We start from the raw sequence: 26937 nt of genomic DNA, 5'->3' as shown, positions 1-26937 counted from the left end.
GTGAGGGCGGGGAGCCTGTTCACAACTGGTTAGCGTTAAGAAAATCGATCGATTTTGAAGCTAACGTCCGACCATATCTGACAAGTGAACCGGGCAGAGTTTGGCGTGACGGTCTTGACTATTGGTATCTGGCGGAATTGTGCACGGCTGCTCGCGGCCGGGCTCCTGGCGATGTCCGCGCTGTTTTTCGTGGCCCTTCCGGCCGCCTCCGCCAATGAGCGCGCGCTCTATCTCTACTATACCCATACCAAGGAAACCGCGCGCATCGTCTTCAAGCGCAATGGGCAATATGTCCAGTCGGGCCTGCGGGAACTCAATGTCTTCCTGCGCGACTGGCGGCGCAACGAGCCTGCCAATATGGACCCGCGCCTGTTCGACCTCGTCTGGGAAGTCTACCAGGAAGTGGGCGGCACCCAGCCGATCAACGTCGTCTCCGCCTATCGCTCTCCCGCCACCAATGCCATGCTGGCCCGCAATTCGTCCGGCGTGGCCGACAATTCCCAGCATATGAGCGGCACCGCCATGGATTTCTTCATTCCCGGCGTGCCGCTGACCAAGCTGCGCGCCGCCGCCATGAAGAAGCAGGTCGGCGGCGTGGGCTATTATCCCACATCCGGCAGCCCCTTCGTGCACCTGGACACCGGCTCGGTGCGCGCCTGGCCGCGCATGACCCGCGCCCAGCTCAAGGAACTTTTCCCCGACGGCCGCACCATGCACCTGCCCAATGACGGCAAGCCCCTGTCGCAGGAAGGCTACCAGATCGCCCTGGCCGAATGGAAACGCTGCCACGCCTATCCCTGCAACGGCTCGAGCTCGGGCACCCAGGTGGCAAGCTCCGGCGGATCGGGCCGCACGCTGATGGACGTGCTGTTCGGCGGCAACACTGATAGCCAGGCCGCATCGGCGCCCGTTCCCGCCGCTTCGCCGGCCCCGCAGGTCCAGACCGCGGCCTTGACGCCGCAGGCGCAGGGCATAGCGCCGGTCATGCCGGTCTCCCGTCCGGCGGATTTGGCCGGCTCTGCCGCCGGCGAAACCCAGGTCGCCGAGGCCCCGGCGCCGGCCGAACCGGTCCTGCCCTTCTCGACCACGGGCAGCGCCCCGCTCACCCCCGAGGAACTGGGCCGCGCCGAAATGCGGCTGGCCAGCCTCGCCCTGCCCGTCTCCATGCCGGACGACCTGCGCGCCCAACGGGCGACCAACCTGCCCTCGGGCGACGCGGTGACGGCGCTTGCGGCGCTGACCGCGCCCACCATGCCGACGCCCCGCGTCATCATGACCGAGCCGCCCGCCGACGTGCTGAGCGCCTATGCGCCGGCCAATGTGCCCAATCCCGATGCCCAGCGGGCGCTCGAGGACATCATCGCCGGCACCGGCAATGCCGCCGAGGCCACGCCTGCGGTCTCGACCGCCGGATTGCGGCTACCCATCCTGCCCACGCCGCTGACCGCGGCCACCGGCCTGCGCACCGCCTCGCTGGGCGGCCAGGCTGCCGATCCCGTGGCGGGCCTGTTCAACCAGACCTTCGGCGCCACCGATGCCGCCGATACCGGCGACCTGGCCGACGCGCTGGCCCGCCATGTCGCCGAGCGGGCCCCGGCTTCCGGCATGCGCCAGCCCGACCTGGTGGCGCCGGACCTCGACCACGTCGCCGACATCTTCACCGCCCCCGCGGCGCTGAATTCGGGGCATTTCGCAGTGCTCTTCGACCGCGACGAGGCCGATTTCGACCCGACCCCGGAAATGGGCAACTCCGTCCTGGTCAAGACCGCCAATGCGGGCGGCCCCGGCCTGATGCGGACGCATTTCCCGCTCCCCGCCGCCGCCAATTAGGAGCGGACCCGCGCCCCCTGCCCTGCAAAAGCCGGAATGATCCGCTCCAACGCCGGGACCGGCCGGCCCCGCTCGGGGCCGCAACCATTGCCAAGCCGGAACCCGGAGCCTAAACAGGGCGCAAGACCCCCTAGATCATGAGGGCCGATTTGGCCGAACGACCCCAGACGCCGCTGCTCGACACTATCCACACGCCCGCCGACCTGCGCGCCTTGCCGCGCGAGAAGCTGGCGCAGGTGGCCGGGGAATTGCGCGCCGAAATGATCGATGCCGTCTCGGTCACCGGCGGCCATCTCGGCGCGGGCCTCGGCGTGGTGGAGCTGACCGTCGCCTTGCACGCCGTCTTCGATACCCCCCATGACCGCATCATCTGGGATGTTGGCCACCAGGCCTATCCGCACAAGATCCTGACCGGCCGCCGCGACCGCATCCGCACCCTGCGCCAGAAAAACGGCCTCTCCGGCTTCACCCGCCGGGCCGAAAGCGAATACGACCCCTTCGGGGCCGGCCATTCCTCGACCTCGATTTCGGCCGGGCTGGGCATGGCGGTGGCCAGCCAGCACCTGGAAACCCCGCGCAATGTGGTGGCCGTGATCGGCGACGGCGCCATGTCGGCCGGCATGGCCTATGAAGCGATGAACAATGCCGGGGCCATGGATGCGCGGCTGATCGTCATCCTCAACGACAACGACATGTCCATCGCCCCGCCCACGGGCGCGCTGCGCACCTATCTGGCCCATCTCGTCTCCGGCCCGGTCTATCGCGGCACCCGCGAGGCGGCCAAGAACATCGTACACAAGCTGCCGCCCTTCCTGCACGAACCGGCCCGCAAGACCGAGGAATTCGCCCGTTCCTTCTTCACCGGCGGCACCTTGTTCGAGGAACTGGGCTTCTATTATGTCGGTCCCATCGACGGGCATAATCTGGACGACCTGCTCTCCATCCTCGAAAATGTCCGCGATTTCGGCGATGGCCCGATCCTGGTCCATGCGGTGACCAAGAAGGGCAAGGGCTATGCGCCGGCCGAGAATTCGGCCGACAAATATCATGGCGTGTCCAAGTTCAACGTCATCACCGGCGCCCAGGCCAAGGCGCCTTCCAACGCGCCGTCCTATACATCGGTCTTCGCCTCCAGCCTGATCCAGGAGGCCGAGGCCGATCCGCGCATCGTCGCCATCACCGCCGCCATGCCCTCGGGCACGGGGCTGGACAAATTCGCCGAACTCTTCCCCAGCCGCATCTACGATACCGGCATCGCCGAACAGCATGCGGTGACCTTTGCGGCGGGCCTGGCCAGCGAGGGCATGAAGCCCTTCTGCGCCATCTATTCCACCTTCCTGCAGCGCGCCTATGACCAGGTGGTGCACGACGTGGCCATCCAGGGCCTGCCGGTGCGCTTCGCCATCGACCGCGCCGGCTATGTCGGCGCCGACGGGCCGACCCATGCCGGCAATTACGACAATGCCTATCTCGGCGCCATTCCCGGCATCGTGCAGATGGCCGCCGCCGACGAAGCCGAATTGCGCCATATGGTGGCGACCGCCGCCGCCTATGACAAAGGCCCGATCTCGTTCCGCTATCCGCGCGGCGACGGCATGGGCGTCGACATGCCGGCGCGCGGCGAGGTCCTGCCGATCGGCAAGGGCCGCATCGTCCGCCAGGGCGCGACCATCGCGCTGCTCTCCTATGGCACGAGGCTGGGCGAAGTGCTGGCCGCCGCCGACAAGCTGGCCGCGCTCGGGCTCAATCCGACCGTTGCCGATGCCCGGTTCCTCAAACCCCTCGACGAGGCGCTGATCGCCAACCTGGCACAGAACCACGACGTGCTGATCTCGACCGAGGAAGGCGGACTGGGCGGCTTCGGCAGCCATGTCGCCACCTTCCTTGCGTCCAATGGCCTGCTCGACGGCAAGCTCCGCTTCCGCCCGCTGATGATCCCCGACACCTTCGTGGAACATGCCAGCCAGGCCGACATGTATGCCGATGCCGGCCTCGACCGCGCCGGCATCGTCGCCACGGCCCTGACCGCCCTGGGCTACGACCAGGCCGCGATGAACGCGGCTTTGGGGAAGGTTTAAGCCCCAGAGACCAGCCTTCCCCTCTCCCCTTGAGGGAGAGGGTGGATCGCGCGCAGCGCGAGACGGGTAAGGGGTTCTTTCCTCACGTGCGGGGACAGCGTGGAAATCGCAGACCCCTCATCCGCCCCTTCGGGGCACCTTCTCCCACAAGGGGAGAAGGGAGGTACGGATGGTGTGACGAGCCCCCCCTCACGCATAATGCGTTGGCAATCCCCGCGATGCCTTCACCGTCTCCATCGAGATATAGGCCGACATGTCGAACAGCTCGATGCGGCCCACCAATTGCTTATAGACCACGTCGTAATGCTCCACATTGGGCAGCACGATCTTGATGATATAGTCGAAATTGCCGGTCAGCCGGTGCACCTCGACGATTTCAGGAATGGTGGCGACCGCGGCATGGAATTTCTCCAGCCAATCGGCCGCGTGGCTGCCGGTGCGCACGATGACGAAAACCGTGGTTGGCAAGCCCATCTTTCCCCGGTCGAGCTCCAGGGTGCTGCGCAGGATATAGCCCTCCTCGCGCAACCGCGCGATGCGGCGCGAACAGGCCGAAGCCGACAGGGCCACGGCATCGGCGATTTCGTTGACCGGCCGGTCGGCATCCGCCTGCAACAGGCTCAGAATCTTGCGATCGCGCTCATCCAGCATCGCGGCTCGTCCCTTCTGCGCAATAATCTGGCGCTAACTCTATAATTTACGCATTCTTGATGCGCAAATCCATAATCAAGCGCCCCATTGCGCCCGCCGATTGCTCGACAATCGCGCCAGACTGGTCTCCAGCACGGAGGACATGGCAATGAAGACAATCGGATTGATCGGCGGCATGAGCTGGGAATCCACCGCCGTCTATTATCGGCGCATCAATGAACAGGTGCGCCAGCAGCGCGGCGGCCTGCACTCCGCCGAGATCGCCATGCGCTCGCTCGATTTCACCCGCGTGGTCGACTTGCAGAAGGCCGATCGCTGGGACGAGGCGGGCGCGCTGCTAGGCGATGCCGCCGCGGGCCTGGCCAGGGCCGGAGCGTCCTGCGTCCTGATCTGCACCAATACCATGCATCTGGTGGCCGGCCCCGTCGCCGCCATGGCCGGCGTGCCGCTGATCGACATCATCACCGAAACCGCCGCCGCCCTGCGGGCCGATAGCCGCAAGCGTCCGCTGCTGCTGGCGACACGCTATACGATGGAACACGGCTTCTATACCGAGCGCATGCGGGAACTGGGCCTCGATGTCGTGGTGCCGGACAGCGCCGACCGGCAGGTGGTGCACGACGTCATCTTCGACGAACTCTGCCAGGGCCGGATATGCGATGCCTCCCGCGCCGCCTATCTCGACATCATCGAGCGGGCCCGCGACCGGGGCGTGGATTCCGTCATCCTGGGTTGCACCGAAATCTCGCTGCTGCTCGATCCGGCGCGCCTCACCCTGCCCGGCTATGACTCGACCGCCATCCACGCCGATGCGGCGGTGCGGTTCGCCCTGGCCGACGACCTGGAACAGGCCGCCTAGACCCGCCAACAAAAACGCCCGCTGTCGCGGGCGTTTTGCTGTTCGGTGCGAGGGGCGCTCAGCGCTCGGGCGGCGCTTCCACCATGCCCAGGGCCGACATATAGAGCTCGAGCAGCGCTTCCTGCTCCATACGCTCATTGGCGTCCTGCTTGCGGATGGACACGATCTTGCGCAGCACCTTGGTATCGAAGCCGGTGCCCTTGGCCTCGGCATAGATTTCCTTGATGTCGGCGGCGATGGCCGCCTTTTCTTCTTCCATCCGTTCGATGCGCTCGATGAATGCGCGCAGCTGATCCTGCGCGACGCTATCCTCAACGGCCATGGCAAACCTCTTCATGCAGACGACCCGGCCGGACGGCGGATCGGGAAAATCTCAAAAACCCTCGCGCCCCATCAACCCCAAGCACCGGCCCGGTTCAACCCTTTTATGGGCCAATCCACACAATGGGAAATCAGGGCCGGCACCCTGGCTGGCCGCATGCCCCCAATTCCGTCAAAGAGGCCCATTAGCCATTGACCTCGCCCCCTCCATCGGCTCAAACAATGGCACTTCCTGCAATGATTTCCGGCTTTTCCGTGCGCAGCATCCGTCTTGTTCCGACCCTGCTTGTCGCCGCCCTTAGCGGCCTCGCCGCCTTTACCGTGCCCGCTCACGCCGAATTGCGCGTCTGCAACCAGACGGCCAATCTCATTTCCGTCGCCCTGGGCTATCGGGCCGAGCGTGGCTGGATGAGCGAGGGCTGGTGGCAGACCCCGCCCGGCGATTGCCGCGTGCTCTACCAGGGCGACTTGCAGAGCCGCTTCTATTACCTGCATGCGGTGGACGATATCGGCGGCGGCGCCTGGGCCGGCGAGATTTTCATGTGCACCCGTGATGAAACCTTCACAATATTCGGGGTTGAGGATTGCCTCGCCCGGGGCTATGAGCGCACCGGGTTCTTTGAAATCGATACACAGAACCGGACCGACTGGACGCTCCAGCTCACCGAAAATGCGGGCGTGCCCAGCGTCGTCGGACCGGACCTGGAAGAAGATTTGGAAGACCCGGCCTTCCTGGTCGACCCCGACGCCCTCCCAACGCCAGACGATATGGATACCCAATGAGACGGATCAGACGCGCGAAGATCCTCGCCACCCTCGGGCCCGCCAGCCACGAGGAGAACATGATCGAGGAGCTGGCCAAGGCGGGCGCGGACGTCTTCCGCATCAATATGAGCCATGCCAGCCACGAGCTGCTGCACCAGACCGTGGCCCGTATCCGCCGCGTCGAGGAACGCCTCAAGCACCCGATCGGCATCCTGGCCGACCTGCAGGGCCCCAAGCTGCGCGTGTGGAAATTCGCCGAGGGCGCCGTCAACCTGGTCGCCGGGCAGAAATTCACCCTGGACAGCCAGAACGACGACCAGGGCAATGCCGAGCGCGTCTACCTCCCCCATCCCGAGATCATCGAGAGCGTTTCGGTGGGCGATCGCCTGCTGCTCGATGACGGCAAGCTCCAGCTCAAGGCCACCAAGGTCGGCGGCGGCGCCATCGAGACCGAAGTGATCTATGGCGGCAAGCTCTCCGACAAGAAGGGCGTTTCCCTGCCCGATACGCTCCTGCCCACCGGCGCGCTGACCGAGAAGGACCATGCGGACCTGCTCGAAGCGCTCAAGGCCGAAGTGGACTGGATCGCCCTTTCCTTCGTGCAGCGCCCCGAGGACATCATCGATGTCCGCAAGATCGTGCAGGGCCGTGCCGGCGTCATGGCCAAGATCGAAAAGCCGCAGGCCATCGAGCGGCTGGAAGAGATCGTCAAGCTCTCCGACGCCATCATGGTGGCGCGCGGCGACCTGGGCGTCGAACTGCCGCTCGAAACCGTGCCGGGCCTGCAGAAGCGCATGATCCGCATGTGCCGCCGCTATGGCAAGCCGGTGGTCGTGGCCACGCAGATGCTCGAATCCATGATCACCGCCCCGGTGCCCACGCGCGCCGAAGTGTCGGACGTCTCCATCGCCGTCTTCGAAGGCGCCGATGCGGTCATGCTCTCGGCCGAGAGCGCCTCGGGCCAGTATCCGGTCGAGGCCGTCGCCACCATGAACAAGGTGGCCATCGCCGTCGAAGGCGATGCCAATTACCGCAACATCATCCGCGCCGCCCAGACCGAGCCGGAGGCCACCGCCGCCGACGCCATTTCGGCGGCGACCCGACAGGTCGCCGAAACGCTCGACCTGGCCGCCATCCTTACCTACACCGCTTCCGGCTCCACCGGCATCCGCGCCGCCCGCGAGCGGCCCAGCAAGCCGATCATCGCGCTCTCGCCCAATCTGCGCACCATTCGCCGCCTCTCGGTGGTCTGGGGCATCCATTGCGTGCAGACCGAGGACGCGGTGAACCTGGAGGACATGGTCGATCGCGCCTGCGTCATCGCCTATCAGGAAGGCTTTGCCCGCCCCGGCGATCGCATCGCCATCACTGCCGGCGTGCCGCTCGGCACGCCCGGCGCCACCAATATGCTGCGCATCGCCTTCGTCCGCCAAGACGGCGCCGGCTCGAGCTGAACGCTTTCCGCCGAACGCGACAAAAGGCCCTCTCCCACCTGACAGGAGGAAGAGGGCCTTTTGTTCGCGCGGGTTGGCACTTCCTGGAGTGCTGGAGCGCTTCACTTCAAGAGGGAAGTTCTCTGCGGCTTTCCCGCCCCGCTACCGCACTTCCAGATAGCTCTTGAGCACTTTGAGATCGACGCGGAGCCATTCGCATTCCGAGGCGAAATGGGCGTCGTCCTCGTCGGGGCGCTGCAACAGGGTGCAGCATAATTCGGTGCCCTCGCCATTGGGAAAGACCCGTACCCGATAATATCGCTCCGCTATGTCCGGACCGCTCAGGTGGATATCGAGCACGCCGAAATCATTGGGCGGCGTGAACCGGATCGAGACGCTCTTGCCTTCATACCGGGTGGTCCACACCGCATTGCCGGCCGGCAATAGCGGCGCATGGATCAGGCCGCCGGTCCACAGGACCAGCGAGCCGGGATCGGAGAGAAAGGCATAGACATCCGGGCAGGGCCGATCGATGGCCAAGCTGATCGTCCGGCTAGGAAACATGGATAAGACGCTTGATCGGGCCGAGACGCCATCCTGGCGAAGCGACCGTAGTGACGCTTGCCGGATTCTGCCGGCGGCGGAGTCTTAACAGCTCGACGGGCCACCGCAACGCGTTGAAATCACAAGGCAATATTCTAGTTAATAGATAAAATTCCGATCAATTCCGCGCAAAGAAAAAGGCCCGCGCCGATGGCGCGGGCCTTTTTCGATATTCAAGCGCGAGCGCTCAGCCCTGGCGGGCCTTGAAGCGCTTGTCCACCTTGTTGATGATGTACACGCGCCCGCGGCGGCGGACGAGCTTGTTCGCGCGGTGGCGAGTCATCAACGCCTTCAGCGAGTTGCGGATCTTCATCTTCTTAATCCTCGGTCAAACAAAAGGGGCGCCAAGGCGCCCGAAAACTGGGCTCGTAATAGGGGAAATGACCCGCCCTGTCAACGCGCCAGCAACCGGGTTTTCCCCTTTTGCAACACGTTATCGCCGGAGCGACGGCAAGGGCTCATCTTCACGCCATTGCCGGCCCCGGCCGCTGCCGCATGCGCGGCATGGGCGCCCGGGACCGGCGGGAGCCGGCGGACGAACAGGCGATCGCTCAGGCGGTTCCGGCCGCCTCGATCACCCGCTCGCCCTGGATTTCGCGCCAGCGGATACAGGCCACCAGCCGCCCGCCCTCGATGGTTTCGAGCGGCGGCCTGATCTCGGCGCATTGCGGCTTGGCGAAGCGGCAGCGTGTGCGGAAGGCACAGCCGGAGGGCGGATTGATCGGCGAGGGAATTTCTCCCTTCAGCGCATCGATATTGCGCTGCCGCGCCAGTTTCGGATCGGGGATCGGCACCGCCGTCAACAGCGCCCGCGTATAGGGATGGCGCGGATCCTCATAGATTTCGTCGCCGCTGGCCAGTTCCACGATCCGCCCCAGATAGAGCACCAGGATGCGGTCGGACACATGCCGCACCACCGAAAGATTGTGCGAGATGAACACCAGGGTCAGCCCGAACTCGTCCTTGAGCTCGGCCAGCAGGTTGAGGATCTGCGCCTGGATCGACACGTCCAGCGCCGAAACCGGCTCGTCGCAGACGATGAGCTTGGGCTCGGTGATCAGCGCCCGGGCAATGCCGATGCGCTGCGCCTGGCCGCCCGAGAATTCGTGCGGATAGCGGTTGATCATTTCCGGCAGCAGGCCGACAGCCTCCATCACCCGGACCACCCGCGCCCGCCGCTCCGCCTTCTTCAGGTCGGGCTTGAGCGCCTTGAGCGGGTCCTCGATGATCTCGCCCACGGTCATGCGCGGATTGAGCGAGGCCAGCGGGTCCTGGAAAATGATCTGGAGGTCCGCGCGACGCTTGCGCATCTGCTCGGCCGGCACCCGGGTCAGATCCTGGCCCAGCCAGAGCACCTGCCCCTCATCGGGGCTGATCAATTGCAGGATGCAGCGGCCCAAGGTGGACTTGCCACAGCCGCTCTCGCCCACAATGCCCAGCGTCTCGCCCTGGCGGACATTGAAATTGATGTCCGACAAGGCCGTCAGCGTCAGCTTGCGGGAAAACAGGCCCGTCGCGATCGAGAAGGTTTTCTTCAGATCGCGGATTTCGAGCAGGTTTGCTTGGGTCTCCATCATCACGCCACCTTACGGGTCTGGAGGGGGCCTTCGTAGAAGCAGGCCTTTTCGCGGCCGCCCGCGAGCGGCATCAGCGGCGGGCGCTCTTCGAGGCACCGGTCGAAGCAGAAATCGCAGCGCGGATTGAACGAACAGCCCTTGGGCAGGTGTTCCAGGCTCGGCGGCAGGCCCTTGATCGGGTCGAGCCGCGCCGCGCGATGGGCGATATGCGGTGTCGAATGCAACAGGCCCAGCGTATAGGGATGGCGCGGATCGTAGAACAGCTCGTTGACATTGCCCTTTTCCACCGCGCGCCCGCCATACATGACCATCATGCGGTCGGCGACGCCGGCCACCACGCCCAGATCGTGCGTGATCAGCACCAGCGAGGTGCCGAAATCGTCGGTCAGCGATTTGAACAGGTCCAGCATCTGCGCCTGCACGGTGACGTCGAGCGCCGTGGTCGGCTCGTCGGCGATGAGGATTTTCGGCTGACACAAGAGAGCCATGGCGATCATCACGCGCTGCCGCATGCCGCCGCTCATTTCGTGCGGATAGGCATTGGCCCGCTTGGCCGGCTCGGGAATACCGACCCGCTCCAGCATTTCCACCGCCGCGCGCGTCGCCTTGTCCTTGTCGAAGCCGCGATGCTTGACCAGCACTTCGGAAAGCTGCGTCTTCACCCTGAGGCTGGGATTGAGCGAGGTCATCGGATCCTGGAAGATCATGGCGATGTCCTTGCCGCGGATATGATCGAGCTGACTGGTGCGCATGCCCACCAGGTTGATGTCGCCCATCATCGCCGTGCCCGTGGTGCGTCCATTGCGGGCCAGAAGGCCCATGATGGACAAGAAGGCCTGGCTCTTGCCCGACCCGCTTTCGCCCACCACGGCCAGGGTTTCCCCCGCCTCCAGCGTGAAGCTCAGATCGTTGACCGCCCGCACTTCGGAATTGCGCAGGGCGAAGGTGACGCTGAGGTCGTTGACCTCGAGTACTTTGCTCATGTTAGCGATCCTTTGGATCGAGGGCATCGCGCAGTCCGTCCCCGATATAGGTCAGACAGAACAGCAGCGTGATCAGCACCGCCGCGGGCGCCAGCAGCAGCCACGGCATGACTTCGGCCACCGGCGCACCCGCCGAGATCAGCGTGCCCAGCGAGGTCTGCGGCTCCTGCACGCCCAGGCCGAGATAGGAGAGGAAGCTCTCGGCGATGATGATTTCGGGGATGGTCAGCGTGGCATAGATCACCACCGGCCCGGTCAGATTGGGCACGATGTGGCGCATGATGATGAAGAAGGGCTTCACCCCGCTGGCCCGCGCCGCCTCCACGAATTCCTTCTCCTTGATGGACAAGGTCTGCCCGCGCACGATACGCGCCATGGTCAGCCATTCGATGGCGCCGATGCCTACGAAGAGCAGCACCGGGTTGCGCCCGAACATCACCACCAGGATGATGACGAACAGGATATAGGGCAGCGCATACATGATATCGACGAAGCGCATCATGATCGCGTCGACCCGGCCGCCGAAATAGCCGGCGACCGCGCCATAGACCACCCCGATGCTGACCGAGACCAGCGTGGCCACGAAGGCCACGATCAGGCTCATCTGCGTGCCTTGCAGCACGCGGGCCAGCATGTCGCGGCCGTTCTGGTCGGTGCCCAGGAAATGGCCCGCATCGAAATCCGGCGGCTTGCGGATATTGCTCCAGTCGACCTGCGAATAGCCCCAGGGCACCAAATAGGGGCCGGCAAAGGCGACGACCACGATCAGCACCAGGAGCACGATCGAGAACACGGCCGCCTTGTTGCGGCCCAGGCGATAGAGCGCGTCCTGCGTCAGCGAGCGGCCCTTGGGGGCGTCCAGGCTGGCCAGCTTGTTGGCATAGGCCGTCAGCACCTGGTCCTTTCCAGTGATCCCGGGCATCAGCGATACCTCACCTTGGGATCGAGCCAGGCATAGACGAGGTCGACGATCAGGTTGAGAGCGAGAATGATGAACATGTAGAGAATGGTGGTTCCCAGAACCACGCCATAGTCGCGGTTGAGCGCGGCCGTGACGAAGTATTTGCCGATGCCGGGCAGGCCGAAGATCTGTTCGACCGCCAGCGACCCGGTGAGGAGATAGGACAGGCCCGGTCCCAGATAGGAGACGACGGGCAGCAGGGCCGGCTTGATCGCGTGGCGCGCCAGCACCAGCCGCTCACCCAGCCCCTTGGATCGCGCCGTTCGCACGTAATTGGTGCCCAGAACCTCGATCATCGAGCCGCGCATCAGCCGCGAAATGCGGCCCGCATGCGGCCAGGCCAGCACCGTGACCGGCAGGACCAGGTGCCACCAGCTGCCATTGACCCAGCCGCCGGCCGGGAACCAGCGCAGATAGACGCCGAACCAGAGCTGCAGCAGCGCCGCCATGAGGAAATTGGGGATCAGCACCCCGATCATCACCGCCAGCACCAGCACGTAATCGGGCCATTTGTTCTGGTAGACCGCCGCCACCATGCCGGCCAGCATGCCGATCGCGGTGGCGATGACGAAGGCGGTCAGCGCCATGGTGAGCGTGAACGGAAAACCGATGGCGATCAGCTGGCTCACATTGAAGCCATCGATCACCATGGAGGGACCGAGATCGCCGTGCAGCAGGCGCCAGATATAGATGAAATACTGGTTGATCAGCGGCTGATCGAGATTGTAGTGCGCGCGCAGATTGGCCAGCACGGTCGGCGGCAGGGCGCGCTCCCCGTCGAAGGGGCCGCCGGGGGCCAGGCGCAGGATGAAAAAACAGGCTGTGACGGCGATCAGTGCAATCGGGATCGCCGAGAGCACGCGCCGAAAGGCATAAGCCAACATGGATCAGGACTCCTTGGCCGGAGCGCGGGACGGGGGCCGGGCGCTGCACGGACAAAAGAACCGTGGGGGCCAGGTGGCCCCCACGGTCTCGATTTTCTTACCGCTTATTCCGACTTGGAGAGCCAGCGGGTGCGGAAGATGTTCTTGGGGTTCTCTTCGAAGCCCGAGATCTTCGGCGACACGACGTCCTTGGACACGTACCAGTAGATCGGGATCGCAGCGAACTCGTCCATGGCGATCTTTTCGGCCTGGGCGAGCAGCTCGCCACGGGCTTCCAGATCCAGCTCGGTCGATGCCTGAGTCATGAGCGCATCATATTCGGCGTTCGAATAGCGGCCGTAATTGTTGCCCCAGTTCATCGTGCCGTCCTGGCTCACGCCGGTCTTGAGCAGATCGAGCGTGTTGGACGGATCGTTATAGTCGAGCAGCCAGCCGGCACGGCCGACCTGGAAGTCGCCGGCGCGCAGCGCATCGTAATGCACGGCGGTTTCGGCGTTGAACAGCTCGACCTTCACGCCCAGCGGCTCCCACATGGCGGCGATCGCCACGGCGATGCGCTGGTGGTTGTCATTGGTGTTGTAGCGCAGCTGCAGGGTCAGCGGATTGTCCGGGCCGTAACCGGCTTCGGTCATCAGGCCAATGGCCTTTTCCACGCGCTCTTCATAGGGAACGTCGGCCCATTCGGGGTGATAGGCGTTCTCGACATAGTTGGCGGTGCCGGGCGGGACCCAGCCATAGGCCGGCAATTCGCCGGTGCCCAGGATATCGGGGCCGATCACGTCGCGAACCACGGTGGTCGAGAGCGCTTCACGGATGCGGATATCGGAGAGGACCTGGCCTTCTTCCTGGTTCATCACGTAGTAGTAGATGCCCAGGAACGGGGTCACGTGGGCCTGGCCGGGCATGTTGTCCTGCAGCCACTGATACTGGTCGGCCGGGAAGTCGGTCAGGATGTCGAATTCGCCCGCACGATAGCGGTTGAGCGCGGCGGCCTGGTCTTCGAGGACGTGGTAATAGACCTCGTCGATCTGGACATTTTCGGCGTCGTAATAATCCGGGTTCTTTTCCGAACGGACATAGGAGCCCGGCAGCCATTCCTTGACGAGATAGGGGCCGTTGCCGACGATGTTCTCGACCTTGGTCCAGTCGTCGCCGAGCTCTTCCACCAGGTGACGCGGCACCGGATAGGCGGTGTAATGGGTCAAGGCTTCGAGGAAGAACGGGGTCGATGCATTGAGGGTGATCTCAAGCGTCTTGTCGTCGATGGCCTTGACGCCCAGTTCGTTGAGATCGGTGATCTCGCCCGAATTGATCTGCTCGGCATTCTTGATGGGGAATTGCAGATAGGCATAGTCCGCGGCGGTCGCCGGGTTGAACAGGCGCTGGAAGGCGAAGACGAAATCGCCGGCCGTTACCGGGGTGCCATCCGACCACTGAATGCCGTCACGCAGATGGAAGGTATAGACCGTGCCGTCTTCCGAAATGTCCCAGCTTTCGGCCTGGCCGGGAATGGCTTCGGCGCTCGGGTTTTCGGTGAGCAGGCCTTCGATATAGTCGCCGATGACGCGGTTTTCCCAGTCGCCGGACGCCTTGTGCGGGTCAAGCGTTCCCGGATCACCACCATTGTGCAGCTGCAGCGTCACAGCCGAAGCGGCGGTGCTCATCATCAGCGCCATGGCGCCGGCGGTCGCGACCGCCTTCAGAGCTGTCGTGAACTTCATTCTCGTCCCATCTCCTTGTGGAATTCTTCGTTTCTGTGCGGCCCCACCGCCAAGGGTGCGGCTCAATGCCCTCGCCGCAGGTTTTACCCATCGGTCAAGATTGATGGACGGTATCCCGCAAATCCGTCCACTGACAAGCAAAAGATTGACCTAAACGTCACCGAACGCCCGATTGTGAACATTTCGTTTCACCGGGGTCTTCAGGTGCGGAATTGTCGGAATCCGGCGATCTTTGGAAATTCTTGCCAAAACTGGACAGCGCAGGCCCGCAGCAAGAAACAGGATCACTAAAGCAGACGTCACCGTCAGCGGCCGGTGGAGCCGCCCTGTACAAAAAAGATGATCAGCGCCAGTGCCAGGAGCACGGCAAAAGGCACCCAGCCGGGCACGGCTCCGCGCGGTTTGTTCTTCTTGGGCTCGGGCTGCTTTTCGGGCCGGCGGAACTTGATGATATTGTCGCTCATGCCGCGCTTTCTACCAGCGCGGCCACGCCCATGCCACCCGCCGTGCACACCGAGATCAGCGCTTTCTTGCCGGCCTCGCCCGCCAGCAGCTTGGCCGTGAGCCCCAGGATGCGGGCCCCGGTGGCCGCGAAGGGATGGCCATAGGCCAGGCTCGATCCCTTGATGTTGATCCTGGCTGGATCGATCTCGCCCATCACCGTTTCGCGCCCCAGCACGTCGCGGCAATAGACCGGGTCCTTCCAGGCCTTGAGCGTGCACAGCACCTGGGCGGCGAAGGCTTCGTGCAGCTCGAAATAATCGATATCGCCGAAGCCGATCCCGGCGCGGTCGAGCATTTCGGAGACGGCGATGGTGGGCGCCATCAGCAGGCCCTCGCCATGAGCGAAGTCGTTGCCGGCCACCCGGCCTGTCGTGAGATAGGCCAGGATCGGCAGGCCCCGCGCTTTCGCCCAGTCCTCGGACGCCAGCAGCACCCCGGCGGCGCCATCGGTCAGCGGCGTCGAATTGCCCGCCGTCAGCGTGCCCAGGCCACTTTTCTTGTCGAAGGCCGGCTTGAGCGTCGCCATCTTCTCCATATTGGCGTCGGCGCGCACATTATTGTCCCGCACCAGCCCGGCGCAGGGCACCAGCAGATCGTCGTGGAAGCCCTCGCCATAGGCCATGGCGGCGTGGCGATGGCTGGCCACGGCCAGGGCATCCTGCTCTTCCCGGCCGATATCCCATTCCCGCGCCATCAATTCGCAATGCTGGCCCATGGAGAGCCCCGTGCGCGGCTCGTTGACCGAAGGGGCCACCGGCGCCAGCTCGCCGAAGGAAAAGCCCTTGAAGGCCTTGAGCTTCTGCCCCGCCGTCTTGGCGGCATTGGCATTGAGCAGGCGATGCTGAAATTTGGGTCCGAAGACGATCGGGCTGTCGCTGACGCTGTCCGCCCCCGCGGCGATGCCGCTCTCGATCTGGCCCGAGGCGATCTTGCCGGCCAGCACCAAGGCGGCCTGCAAGCTGGTGCCGCAGGCGATCTGCATCGTCGTGCCGGGCGTACGCGGCGACAGGCCCGCATCGAGCAGCGCCTCGCGGGCAATGTTGAAATCGCGCGAATGGTTGATCACCGCCCCCGCGATCACCTCGTCCACCTTCTCGCCCTTGAGGCCATATTTGTCCGCCAGCCCGGCAATGGTGGTGGCCAGCATGGAGAGATTGCTCTCCTCCACATAGGCAGTGCCACCGCGCGCAAAGGGAATACGGGCCGAGCCGACAATGGCAACACGCTTGAGTTCGGTCATTTATTTGGTCTCCCACATCGGAACGTGAAGGAAATACGGCATATCGGTTCCTGCGCCTCCCTCCCCCTTGAGGGGAGGGATCGAGGGTGGGGGTTCTGAACCATCAGCAAATTTCTGGCTTTCCGAGGCGCTGGAACCCCCACCCCTAACCCCTCCCCTCAAGGGGGAGGGGGACGATCCGGCGAACATCCCGCCCATCACGCCCGCCCGTCCTTCCGCGCCTTGAGCGGCCCGCCCAGGAACGGCGCGAAACCCGTGCCCAGGATCACCCCGATATCGGCCAGTTCCGGCGAGGCGACCACGCCTTCGCCCACCACCACTTCGGTCGTGTCCACCAGCGGCTTCACCAATTCGCGGCCCAGCCCGGCCAGGTCGGCATGGGCAGGCGCCGGGCCCTTGACCGCCTTGCCCTTCTCCCACTTGTAGAACCCCTCGCCGGTCTTGCGGCCCAGCTTGCCCGCCGCGATCAGCCGCGCGAATTGGCTGTCCTCGGGCACGGCATGGCCCAGCTCGCTCGCGACCGACTTGCCGACATCCAGCCCCACCGTGTCCATGAGTTCGATCGGCCCCATCGGCATGCCGAAGGCGACGGCCGCCGCATCCAGCAATTCCTTGCTTTCCCCGCGCTCCACCCGTTCCACCGCGCCCAGCATATAGGGCATGAGCACGCGATTGACCAAAAAGCCCGGCGCCGATTTGACCACCACCGGCGACTTGCCGATGGCCTGCGCGAAGCTGGCACCCCGGGCGATGGCTTCGTCCGAATTGAAGCGCGAGCGGATTACTTCCACCAATGGCAATTGCGCCACCGGATTGAAGAAATGCAACCCGATCAGCCGCGCCGGGTCCTTGAGCGCCTCGGCGATCCGCTCGAGTTCGATGGAGGACGTATTGGTGGCCAGGATCGCGTCCGGCTTGAGCTTGTCCTCGACGCCGGCGAAGATCGCCTGCTTCACATCCAGCTTTTCCACCACCGCCTCGATGATGACATCGGCGCGCGGCACGCCCAGCCCCTGCGGATCGGCCACCAGCCGCAGCATGGCCGCATCCACTTCGTGCTTCTTCTTGTAGCGCTTCTTGAACAGCTTTTTGGCGCGATCCAGGGCCGGCTGGATGCGCGCCATGTCGAGGTCCTGCAGCGTCACGCTCATGCCGCGATAGGCGCACCAGGCGGCGATGTCGCCGCCCATGACGCCCGCGCCGATCACATGCACGCGGGCGAATTTGGCGCCCTTGAGTCCCTGCTTCTTGAGCCCTTCGGACAGAAAGAACACCCGGCGCAGATTGGTGGCGGTGGGCGAGCCCATCAGCGGCACGAAGGCCTCGACCTCGCCGCGGATCATCGCCTGCCAGTCGTCGCCATGCTGCTCGAACAGGTCGATCAGCGCGTAAGGAGCCGGATAATGCTCTTGCCGCGCCTTCTTGCCGGCCTGTTCGCGCATCTTGCTGGCGACGTAGCCGCGCAGCGGTCCCAGCGCCATGATCCGCTTCGACCATGGCGCGCCGCTCGATTTGCGCTTGGACAGCACGGCCCTGCGGCCCTCCCAGCGCAGCATGTCGCGGTGGCGCACCAGCTTGTCGACCAGGTTCAGTCCTCGCGCCGCGCCGGCGCGCAGCATCTTGCCGGTCAGCATGATCCCCATCGCATCCACCGGCCCCGCCTGGCGGATCGACCGCCCGGTGCCCCCGAAGCCGGGGAAGATGCCCAGATTGACCTCGGGAAAGCCGATCCGGGTTTTGTCGTCATTGACCGCGATGCGGTAATGGCAGGCCAAAGCCAGTTCCAGCCCGCCGCCCAGGCAGAAGCCATGGATGCCGGCCACGAACGGCACCTTGAGGTTTTCGATCCGCGCGAACAGAGCATGGGTGCGCTTCAGCGCCTCCGGCAGCACCGAAAAATCGCTCATCGCGTCGAATTCGGAAATATCGGCCCCGGCAATGAAGCCGCTCTCCTTGTCCGAAAGCAGCACCACCCCGACCAGCTCGCCGGAGGCGGCCAGGTCCTCGATCCGCGCCACCAGCGTTTCGAGCTCCATGATCGCCTCGCGGCTCAGCACGTTCACCGAGCCCTCGGGCGAATGGATGGTGAGCCAGCCGATCTTTTCGAGATCGGTATGGAAGCGCCAATGTTTCGTCTCTGTTGCCTGTGGGGCGATCATGGTTTGTCCTCAATCTCGACTTTTCGCCGTTATTTCGTCAGCCCGGCAGCCCTCACAACCACCGCTCGTCACCCTCGGGCTTGACCCGAGGGCTCTTACTGCGCGCGCCACCTGCAAGGCCCCTCGGGTCAAGCCCGAGGGTGACGATCTGTGGCAGCGGCACCCACAGCGCGCACTCCATTCGCCTATTCCGCCGCCGCGCGCGGCTTGGTCTCTTTCAGCACGTCCATTTCGAAATCATCGACATGCACGGCCCTGTTCGTCGCCTCGTCCGCCGCCCGCATGATGCCGGCCTCGTTGCCATTGAGCACGCCCGCCGCCACCGCATCCTCGATGGCGTCGCGATCCAGCCGCCGCTCGATCACGCCCTTGCGCGCCGCCTTGACGAACTTGGCCTCGACCTCCTCGGCCTCGGTCACCTTGATGAACGCATCTTCGAGAACGCCGGTCACGTCATTGGGGGCCATGGAAACGAAGATGCCCGTGGTCAGCCGGTCGCGGAACGCGCCGGGCCGCAGCACCGCGCGCACGAAACGGTAATTGACCCGGTCCGAAGCCCGCCTGGCATGCCGGCCCAGCGGGAAACACAGGAACCGCATGGCATTGGCGAAGACCGGATTGGGGAAATTGGCGAAGACCTCGCCGAAAATGCGCTCCATATTGGCTACCCGATCGGCCATGATCGCATCGACCAGCTCGCGATCCTCGGCGATCCGGCCTTCCTCGTCGAACCGCTTGAGCGTGGCCGACATCAGGTAGAGCTCGCCCAACAGGTCCGCCATGCGGCCCGAGAGCTTCTGCTTGCGCTTGAGCGCCCCGCCCAGAACCACCGTCGTCCAGTCCGCCACCAGCGCGAAATCCTGGCTATAGCGATGCAACCGCCGATACCAGCGCGCCATCGGCCCCTCATTGGGCGCGGTGGCGAAGGCGCCATTGCTCAGGCCATGCAGGAAGCTCGCCACGATATTGCGCAACATGAACCTGGCATGGCCGCCAAAGGCAGCGTCGAAAGCGACGATGCCGGCCCGGCGATCCTTGTTCTGCGCCGCCTGCACCTCGCGCAGGAGATAGGGATGCGCCCTGAGCACGCCCTGCGCGAAGGTCATCAGCGTGCGGGTGAGGATATTGGCGCCCTCCACGGTGATGGCCACCGGCATGGATTGATAGGCGCCGAACAGGTAATTGCCCGGCCCGTCCTGGATAGCCCGGCCGCCCTGGATGTCGAAGGCATCGTCCATGCTGTCGCGCATGGCCTCGGTGGTGGTGTATTTCAAAAGGCCGGCAATGACGGCGGGGCGCTGCCCCTCGTCCACCATGGAGGCGGTGAGCCGCCGGGCCGCCTCGAACATATAGGCGCGCTTGACCATCTCGCCGAGCGGCTCGGCCACCCCCTCCATGATCCCCACCGGGATGCCGAATTGCCGGCGCACCCGCGCATAGGCCGAAGTGGCCCGCAACGTCGCCTTGATCGAGGTGGTGCCGATGGCCGGCAGCGAAATGGCGCGCCCGGTGGACAGGCATTCCATCAGCATGCGCCAGCCCTGCCCGGCATATTCGGTGCCCCCGATCAGGAAATCCATGGGGATGAACGTGTCCTTGCCGCGCACCGGCCCGTTCATGAAGGCCTGCCGGGCCGGAAAATGCCGGCGCCCGATATCGAGGCCCGGGTGATCGTGCGGGATCAGCGCCAGGGTAATGCCGATATCCTCGCCCCGCCCCAAATGATTGTCCGGATCCTTGAGGATGAAGGCCAGCCCCACCAGCGTGGCGATGGGCGCCAGGGTAATATAGCGCTTGTCGAAGGAAAGCCGGACGCCGAGCACCTCCTGCCCGTTCCAGGCACCCTTGGTCACGACGCCGATATCGCGCATGCCGCCTGCATCCGATCCCGAATGCACCCCGGTCAGCGCGAAGCAGGGCACCTCCTGGCCATTGGCCAGGCGATGGAGATATTTTTCCTTCTGCTCGGGCAGGCCATAGCGCTCCAGCAATTCGCCCGGCCCCAGCGAATTGGGCACCATGACCGTGATCCCCGCCGCCACCGAGCGGCTGGCGATCTTGGAGACGATCATCGATTGCGCCTGGGCCGAAAAGCCGTGCCCGCCATGCTCCTTGGAAATGAGCATGCCGAGAAAGCCGTTATCCTTGAAGAATTGCCAGAGTTCCGGCGACAGGTCCGCGCGATTGTGGCGGATATCCCAATCGTCGATCATCTTGCAGGCCGTTTCCGTCGGCCCGTCGAGAAAGGCCTGCTCCTCCGCCGTCAGCGTCAGCGGGCGGATGTCGGTGAGCTTGTCCCAATCCGGCCGCCCGGAGAACAATTCGGCATCCCAGCCCACCGTGCCGGCATCGAGCGCTTCCTGTTCGGTACGGCTCACCCGGGGCAGGATGGATTTGACCGCCGCATAGATGGGGGGCACCAGGAGCGCCATGCGGATCGGCTTGACCGCCAGCACCAGCAGGACGACGCCGAACACGACCAGCACCCAGGAGAACCAGCCCAGCGCATAAACGGCGCCGTCCTGGGTAAAATCCAGTCCCGACAGGAAGCCGATCGCCGCGAAGGCGAGGCCCCATTGCCAGAGCGGGCTTTCCCGCATGGCCAGGGTCGCGAATATGACGAGACTGATCGCCACCAGCAAAAGGGTCATGCCCTCATCCTCCTCGGACGGCAGCGCCCCGCAAGCTACAAGGCCGATGCCCGTCATTGCCTGATGCGGACCGGCGCCGCTGGAACCGGTCTTTCCCTGCGAACGCAGCATAGCGCCGCTCCGGGACCGCATATAGGCGCACTTTACCCAAGTTTACCTATACGTCAACTAGACGCCCATTGCGTTCGCTTGGGCACGCTGTCGGCATCCCTGTCGCGGCCCCAGAGGCAACGAATTGACGCTAACGTAAACCCATGGAATAGTTTCCGGGTTCCGGTCATTCGGGACCAATAGGGGGAAAACCCGGACGCACCCGCCCTGGCGGGGCCACGAGGAGGAAACGGAATGGACGCGACGAAGGCCGGTCAAGACAGCCTGCGACCCTGGATCGCCAGCTACCCCGAGGGGATCGTCTGGGACTCGCCCATCGATGACACCCCCGTGCATGAACAGGTGCTGGCCGCCTGCGCGAAGAATCCCGGCGCCCTGGCGCTCGACTTCCTCGGCGGCAAGACCACGTTCGGCGAACTGGGCGAGAAAATCCTCGCCTTTGCCGGCGCGCTCCAGAGCCAATATGGCGTCACCAAGGGCACGCGCGTCGCGCTGATGCTGCCCAATACGCCCTTTTATCCGATCGCCTATTACGGCGTGCTGCGGGCGGGCGGCACCGTGGTCAATTGCAACCCGCTCTATACCGTGCCCGAGCTCAGCCACATCACGGCCAATGCCGGCGCCGACATCATGGTCACGCTCGATCTGCAGCAGATTTATGAAAAGGGCGAGGCCCTGCAAAAGGCCGGCCATGTCAAAAAGCTGATCGTCGCCCATTTCCCCAATGCGCTGCCGCTGGTCAAGAAGCTCCTCTTCTCCATCGCCAAGCGCAAGGATCTGGCCAGGCCCGCCTATGGCGCGACCATCGCCGCGTTCGAAAAGCTCATCGAGCGCGGCGACAAGCCCGCCGCCGCCACCATCGACCCGCACAAGGATATCGCCGTCCAGCAATATACCGGCGGCACCACCGGCATTCCCAAGGGCGCCCTGCTCAGCCATGCCAATATCGCCGCCAATGTCAGCCAGATCGACAAATGGGGCGACGGGCTGTTCTATGCCCCCTCCAAGGTCATCGCCGTCCTGCCCTTCTTCCACATCTTCGCCATGACGGTCTGCATGAACGTGCCGCTGGGCAACGGCATTCCTGTCATCATGCTGCCGCGCTTCGAGCTGAAGGCCCTGCTGGACGTCTTCGCCCGCACCCGGGCCAATGTCCTGCCCGCCGTGCCCACCCTGCTCAATGCCCTTGCCCGCGCCGACCATGTCACCGCCCGCCACCTGGAAAGCCTCCAGGTCGCCATTTCCGGCGGCGCCGCCCTGCCGGACGAGGTGCGCCACGCCTTCGCGAAGAAATCCGGCGCCCTCCTCGCCGAGGGCTATGGCCTCACCGAAGCCTCGCCCGTGGTCTGCTGCGCCGCCTTGCGCAAGCCGGGCCGGCCCATGTCCATCGGCCTGCCCCTGCCGGGCACCGATCTGCGCTTCGTGGATGTCGATAGCGGCAATGTGGTCGGCATCGGCGAAAATGGCGAGCTGCAGGTCAAGGGTCCGCAGGTCATGTCCGGCTATTACCAGAATCCCGAGGCCGACAAGGAGGCCTTCATGCAGGGCTGGCTGCGCACCGGCGATGTCGGCCACATGGACGCGGACGGCTATGTCTTCCTCGTCGACCGCATCAAGGACCTCATCATCTGCTCGGGCTTCAATGTCTATCCGCGCACCATCGAAGAGGCGCTGATGACCCATGACGCGGTCGAGGAGGTCAATGTCATCGGCGTTCCCGACGAATATCGCGGCGAGGCGCCGGTGGCCTATGTCAAGCTCAAGCCCGGCCAATCGGCCAGTGAATCCGACCTCAAGACCTTCCTCAAGGACAAGCTCAACAAGATCGAAATGCCCAAGGATATCATCTTCAAGGACGCCCTGCCCAAGACCCTGATCGGCAAGCTCTCCAAAAAGGAACTGCGCGAGGAATATGCGCAGCGCCGGAGCGCCGAAAAGTGAACCGCATCGAACCCGAAGGGCGCGATCTCTTCGCCATTGCCGATCTCGCCAGGGAATTCGGCATTTCCACCCGCGCCATCCGCTTCTACGAATCCAAGGGCCTGCTCGCGCCCGAGCGCGTCGGCGCCACCCGCATTTTCCGCCGCCGCGACCGTGCCCGGCTGATCCTCATCCTGCGCGGCAAGCGCCTGGGCTTTTCCCTGCGCGACATCTCCGACTATCTCAGCCTCTACGACGCCGACCGCACCCAGCAGGTGCACCTGCTCGCCGAAAAGGTCGACCAGCGCATCGCCCTGCTGGAACGCCAGCGCGACGACCTCGAAACCACGATCCGGGAATTGCGCGAAATCCGCAAACTGGCCGACGAGCGGCTGGTGAAATCCTGACGGCCTCCCCACTCACTGGTCGTCACCCTCGGGCCTGACCCGAGGGTCTTGCACTTTCGCACCGCCGTACTTGGCGGGTGCACTAAGGCCTCAACGCTCCCCGCGCCCCTTCACGTTCTTCGTCATCAGGTCCGGCTTTTTCGGTTTCTTCCACCCCTTGGGCGGCTGGCGCAGCGGCGCATTGGACCCGAGCCCGATCTGTCCCGGCGGCGCCTGTCCCACCGAAACTTCCACCACATTGCCGTCCGCGTCCAGGATCGCGCTGGTCTCGGCATCTTCGCCCTTGAGCCGCGCCATCTCGTCGCGCAGCCGCGCCGCCGTCTCGAAATCGAAAGCCGCCGCCGCCGCCGCCATTTCCTTTTCCAGCGCCACCAGCCGGGCGTGATTGCTTCGCGATGACATTGCTTTTCTCCTGCTTTTCGGAGACCTCATGATGAGCCTGTCGAACCATGAGGTCGGGCATCTCGAAACTGCGTGCCACGACCCCGCCCGTCGACAGGCTCAGGATGAGGTCTATTGCGAGCTACCCCACAAACGCCTCGACATCCTCGATCCGCGCCGCCTCATGCGCCGGCTTGTCCCATCTTATCCGGCTGATGCGCGGAAAGCGCAGGGCGATGCCGGATTTGTGCCGCCCGCTCCTTTGGGCGCTGTCGAAAGCCACCTCGAACACCAATTCCTTCTTCACCTCCCGCACCGGCCCGAAACTGCCGATCGTATTGGCGCGGATCCACTTGTCGAGCTGTTTCAGTTCCTCGTCGGTAAAGCCGAAATAGGCCTTGCCGATCGGCACGATCTCGTTCCCCCGCCAGGCGCCGAACGTATAATCGGAATAATAGGACGAGCGCTTGCCATGCCCGCGCTGGGCATACATCAGCACCGCATCGACCACATTGGGATCGCGCTTCCATTTGAACCAGAAACCCTTGGGTCGCCCCGGCACATAGGGCGCAGTCCTGAGCTTGAGCATCACCCCTTCATGGCCGTGCTCGTCCGCGCCCTGCCGCCGCAGCCGGGCGACGTCCTCCCAGCTATCGAACGGCAGCACCTCGGACAGGTCGAGCCGCGTCTGCGGATTCTTGCCGAACCACGCTTCCAGCCGCGCCCGTCGCTCCTCCCAGCCAAAGGCGCGGATATCCTCGTCGCCGTCGAACAGCATGTCATAGACCCGCACGAAGCCGGGCAACTCGCTCATCTGCCTGGCCGAGGCCACCTTGCGATTGAGCCGTTGCTGCAGGTCGTTGAAGCTCTTCGCCTCAAAGTCGTGCCCCACCAGCAATTCCCCGTCCAGCACCGCCCTGCCCATCGCCGCCTCGACCACGTCGGGGAAGCTGGCCGCGATGTCGTCGCCGGTGCGCGAAAACATCGACACGCCATCCCTGCCCAGCACCAATTGCACGCGGATGCCGTCCCATTTCCATTCGGCGGCGAAGTCGCGGGGATCGAGCCGCTCGAAATCGTGCTCCTCGATCGGATTGGACAGCATCAGCGGATGAAAGCGCGCATTGTGATCGATCTCGGGCCGCTCGGTCTTGCCCTCCAGCCAGGCGAACAATTCGGCATAGGGCGGCTTGATCCCGTGCCAGACCTCCTCGATGGCCTGCAAGTCCACCCCGCTCATCTCCGCCAAAGCCGTCTTGGCCAGCCGCGCCGAAACCCCGATCCGCAGGGCGCCCGTCGCCAGTTTCACCAGCGCCCAGCGCTCATGGATCGCCGCCTGGGTGAGCAAGCCGCCGATCACCCGGGGCAATTCCGCCTTGCTCGTCTCGTTGAGCAGCGCCACCACCGCGCTCAGCCGCGGCAGGTCCGCTGCCCCGTGATGCGGCCAGATCAGCGCGATGGTCTCGCCCAAATCCCCCACATAATCATAGGAGAGCGCGAACAGGGTCTCGTCCACCTCGGCCAGCACCGTTTCCTTGAGCAGCGCCGGCTTGACGTTGCGAATGTCCATTTCCCCGGTCAGCACCGCCAGCGCCAGCCCGCGATCGGGGTCCGGCACTTCGGCGAAATATTGCGCCAGGGCCGCGATCTTGCGCGTCCGCGACGACGTGAGGGCCAGCAATTCAAGCAGGTCCGCGAAGCGCTTCACTCGCCGCCCTCCCCGCCATCGTCGTCCAGCCCGGGCAGGGTCAGCGGCTCGGCCTCGAGCCCCTGCTTCTTGCACCAATAGACCAGCGCATCCTCGCGCCCATGCGTCACCCAGACGGTGCCGGCCCCGCTTTCCATGATCGACTGGTTGAGTTCGCCCCAATCGCAATGGTCCGAAATCACCAGCGGCAATTCCACCAGCGCCTGGCGCGCCCGCTGCTTGATGCTCATCCAGCCCGAGGCCTGGCACACGACCGGATCGGGAAAGCGCCGGCTCCACACATCGCGGATCGCCGAAGGCGGCGCGATGACGATCTGCCCCGCCATCGCCGCTTTGGGCATGCCCGTCGCCGGGATCAGTTCGCCCAGCGACACGCCCAATTCCTCATAGAGTTCGCATAGCCGGATCATCGCGCCATGCAGGTAAATAGGCTGGTCCCAGCCCGCATCGCGCAGGAGCGCGATCACCCTTTGCGCCTTGCCCAGGGCATAGCAGCCGACGAGATGGCAACGCCCCGGCTGGTCGGCCACCGATTTCAACAGCCGCGCGATCTCGTCCTGCGGTTTCGGATGCTGGAACACCGGCAGCCCGAACGTCGCCTCGGTGACCAGCAGGTCGCATTCCACCGGCTCATAAGCCTCGGCCGTGCGGTCGGGCAGGCGCTTGTAATCCCCCGTCACCAGCGCCCGTTGCCCTTCGACCTCGATTCGCACCTGCGCCGAGCCCAATATATGCCCCGCCGGATGCAGGCTCACCAACGCCTCCCCGATCCGCAGCGCCTCCCCGAAGCGCAACGCCTCGAAGCGTCCGGCGCAATCCTCGCCATAGCGGGTCTTCATGATGGCGATGGTCTCCGGCGTCGCCAGCACCGCCCCATGCCCGCTGCGCGCATGATCGGCATGCCCATGGGTAATGATCGCGCGCTTCTTGGGCGTGCCCGGATCGATCCAGGCATCGATGGCAGGCACGTAGAGATCGCGGGTGAGGATGGGCTGGTTCATGACGCTACCAACGTTTCTTGCAGACCTGCGGTTCAGTCCCCCTCATCCGGCCCTTCGGGCCACCTTCTCCCCAAGGGGGAGAAGAACGGGCCGGCATACGCCTCTTGTTCCTCTCCCCCTCGGGGAGAGGGTGGATCGGGCGCAGCCCGAGACGGGTGAGGGGGATGCGCCCCACCCTTGCCATCCCCG

Annotated in this window: 23 protein-coding genes; 7 read left to right on the top strand and 16 right to left on the bottom strand. The window is 64.7% G+C overall.

Translation table 11 applies throughout. From position 1 onward, the window contains the following. Positions 1-171: 171 nt before the first annotated feature. Both A3840_RS11755 and dxs read left to right on the top strand, forming a co-directional pair. Positions 172-1830, top strand: coding sequence for a peptidoglycan L,D-endopeptidase MepK (locus tag A3840_RS11755; protein ID WP_067456698.1), 1659 nt, complete (start codon positions 172-174; stop codon positions 1828-1830). 149 nt (positions 1831-1979) lie between these two features. Beyond that, a complete protein-coding gene (dxs, locus tag A3840_RS11750; RefSeq protein WP_245676605.1) occupies positions 1980-3908 on the top strand; it encodes a 1-deoxy-D-xylulose-5-phosphate synthase in 1929 nt (642 codons plus the stop codon). A gap of 189 nt (positions 3909-4097) precedes the next feature. Here dxs and A3840_RS11745 read toward each other — a convergent pair whose 3' ends face one another. After that, on the bottom strand, positions 4098-4559 hold the full coding sequence (locus A3840_RS11745) for an Lrp/AsnC family transcriptional regulator (protein WP_067456693.1): 462 nt from the start codon (positions 4557-4559) through the stop codon (positions 4098-4100). Positions 4560-4707: 148 nt separating this feature from the next. Here A3840_RS11745 and A3840_RS11740 point away from each other — a divergent pair, with 148 nt between their 5' ends. Then, complete coding sequence (locus A3840_RS11740; protein ID WP_067456740.1) at positions 4708-5418, top strand: aspartate/glutamate racemase family protein; 711 nt, start codon at positions 4708-4710, stop codon at positions 5416-5418. 58 nt (positions 5419-5476) lie between these two features. On the opposite strand, the gene A3840_RS11735 is transcribed toward A3840_RS11740, so the two are convergent. After that, entirely contained in the window at positions 5477-5740 is a 264-nt protein-coding gene (locus A3840_RS11735; RefSeq protein ID WP_046106295.1) for a DUF2312 domain-containing protein, read from the bottom strand. A gap of 221 nt (positions 5741-5961) precedes the next feature. Here A3840_RS11735 and A3840_RS11730 point away from each other — a divergent pair, with 221 nt between their 5' ends. Then, entirely contained in the window at positions 5962-6522 is a 561-nt protein-coding gene (locus A3840_RS11730; protein WP_245676604.1) for a DUF1036 domain-containing protein, read from the top strand. Further along, a complete protein-coding gene (gene pyk / locus A3840_RS11725; RefSeq protein ID WP_067456687.1) occupies positions 6519-7958 on the top strand; it encodes a pyruvate kinase in 1440 nt (479 codons plus the stop codon). Before A3840_RS11730 ends, pyk begins: the two co-directional genes overlap by 4 nt. Positions 7959-8099: 141 nt before the next feature. Here pyk and A3840_RS11720 read toward each other — a convergent pair whose 3' ends face one another. The 11 genes from A3840_RS11720 to A3840_RS11675 all read right to left on the bottom strand — a co-directional run bounded on the left by A3840_RS11720 (position 8100) and on the right by A3840_RS11675 (position 21220). Further along, on the bottom strand, positions 8100-8477 hold the full coding sequence (locus A3840_RS11720) for a hypothetical protein (protein WP_082903843.1): 378 nt from the start codon (positions 8475-8477) through the stop codon (positions 8100-8102). 250 nt (positions 8478-8727) lie between these two features. After that, the gene (gene ykgO, locus A3840_RS11715) at positions 8728-8853 is read right to left on the bottom strand and encodes a type B 50S ribosomal protein L36 (RefSeq protein ID WP_046105532.1); all 126 of its coding nucleotides are present in this window, start codon (positions 8851-8853) and stop codon (positions 8728-8730) included. A 238-nt stretch (positions 8854-9091) separates the two neighbouring features. After that, entirely contained in the window at positions 9092-10117 is a 1026-nt protein-coding gene (locus tag A3840_RS11710) for an ABC transporter ATP-binding protein (protein ID WP_067456737.1), read from the bottom strand. Beyond that, positions 10117-11100: an ABC transporter ATP-binding protein gene (locus A3840_RS11705; RefSeq protein ID WP_067456681.1), complete on the bottom strand. Its 984-nt coding sequence runs from the start codon at positions 11098-11100 to the stop codon at positions 10117-10119. Before A3840_RS11705 ends, A3840_RS11710 begins: the two co-directional genes overlap by 1 nt. 1 nt (position 11101) lies before the next feature. Further along, a complete protein-coding gene (locus A3840_RS11700; protein ID WP_082903842.1) occupies positions 11102-12022 on the bottom strand; it encodes an ABC transporter permease in 921 nt (306 codons plus the stop codon). Continuing rightward, positions 12022-12945, bottom strand: coding sequence for an ABC transporter permease (locus A3840_RS11695; RefSeq protein WP_067456679.1), 924 nt, complete (start codon positions 12943-12945; stop codon positions 12022-12024). Before A3840_RS11695 ends, A3840_RS11700 begins: the two co-directional genes overlap by 1 nt. A 104-nt stretch (positions 12946-13049) precedes the next feature. Further along, a complete protein-coding gene (locus A3840_RS11690) occupies positions 13050-14666 on the bottom strand; it encodes a peptide ABC transporter substrate-binding protein (protein WP_067456676.1) in 1617 nt (538 codons plus the stop codon). A 305-nt stretch (positions 14667-14971) separates the two neighbouring features. Continuing rightward, the gene (locus A3840_RS19715) at positions 14972-15130 is read right to left on the bottom strand and encodes a hypothetical protein (protein WP_165603174.1); all 159 of its coding nucleotides are present in this window, start codon (positions 15128-15130) and stop codon (positions 14972-14974) included. Continuing rightward, positions 15127-16410 (bottom strand): acetyl-CoA C-acetyltransferase, encoded by a 1284-nt coding sequence (locus A3840_RS11685; protein WP_067456673.1) that lies wholly within the window; start codon positions 16408-16410, stop codon positions 15127-15129. Before A3840_RS11685 ends, A3840_RS19715 begins: the two co-directional genes overlap by 4 nt. Before the next feature lie 197 nt (positions 16411-16607). Continuing rightward, positions 16608-18569 carry a 3-hydroxyacyl-CoA dehydrogenase NAD-binding domain-containing protein gene (locus A3840_RS11680; protein WP_067456670.1) on the bottom strand — a complete coding sequence of 654 codons (1962 nt, stop codon included), beginning with the start codon at positions 18567-18569 and terminating at the stop codon, positions 16608-16610. A 185-nt stretch (positions 18570-18754) separates the two neighbouring features. Beyond that, the gene (locus tag A3840_RS11675) at positions 18755-21220 is read right to left on the bottom strand and encodes an acyl-CoA dehydrogenase (RefSeq protein WP_067456731.1); all 2466 of its coding nucleotides are present in this window, start codon (positions 21218-21220) and stop codon (positions 18755-18757) included. Between the two features lie 345 nt (positions 21221-21565). On the opposite strand from A3840_RS11675, the gene A3840_RS11670 reads away from it, so the two are divergent. Beyond that, positions 21566-23272, top strand: a complete 1707-nt coding sequence (locus tag A3840_RS11670; RefSeq protein ID WP_067456668.1) for a long-chain-fatty-acid--CoA ligase — start codon at positions 21566-21568, stop codon at positions 23270-23272. Further along, entirely contained in the window at positions 23269-23658 is a 390-nt protein-coding gene (locus tag A3840_RS11665; RefSeq protein WP_082903841.1) for a MerR family DNA-binding protein, read from the top strand. The genes A3840_RS11670 and A3840_RS11665 overlap by 4 nt, the downstream gene beginning before the upstream one ends. A 90-nt stretch (positions 23659-23748) precedes the next feature. On the opposite strand, the gene A3840_RS11660 is transcribed toward A3840_RS11665, so the two are convergent. The 3 genes from A3840_RS11660 to A3840_RS11650 form a co-directional block, all read right to left on the bottom strand. Continuing rightward, complete coding sequence (locus tag A3840_RS11660; RefSeq protein WP_067456665.1) at positions 23749-24060, bottom strand: UvrB/UvrC motif-containing protein; 312 nt, start codon at positions 24058-24060, stop codon at positions 23749-23751. Between the two features lie 121 nt (positions 24061-24181). After that, a complete protein-coding gene (locus A3840_RS11655; RefSeq protein ID WP_067456662.1) occupies positions 24182-25747 on the bottom strand; it encodes a cisplatin damage response ATP-dependent DNA ligase in 1566 nt (521 codons plus the stop codon). Further along, a complete protein-coding gene (locus A3840_RS11650; RefSeq protein WP_067456659.1) occupies positions 25744-26748 on the bottom strand; it encodes a ligase-associated DNA damage response exonuclease in 1005 nt (334 codons plus the stop codon). Before A3840_RS11650 ends, A3840_RS11655 begins: the two co-directional genes overlap by 4 nt. Between the last annotated feature and the right edge of the window lie 189 nt (positions 26749-26937).

Source organism: Devosia elaeis (assembly GCF_001650025.1).
GTDB lineage: Bacteria > Pseudomonadota > Alphaproteobacteria > Rhizobiales > Devosiaceae > Devosia > Devosia elaeis.
Note: the sequence above shows the minus strand (reverse complement) of the source record. Positions and strands in the feature narration are given on the sequence as shown.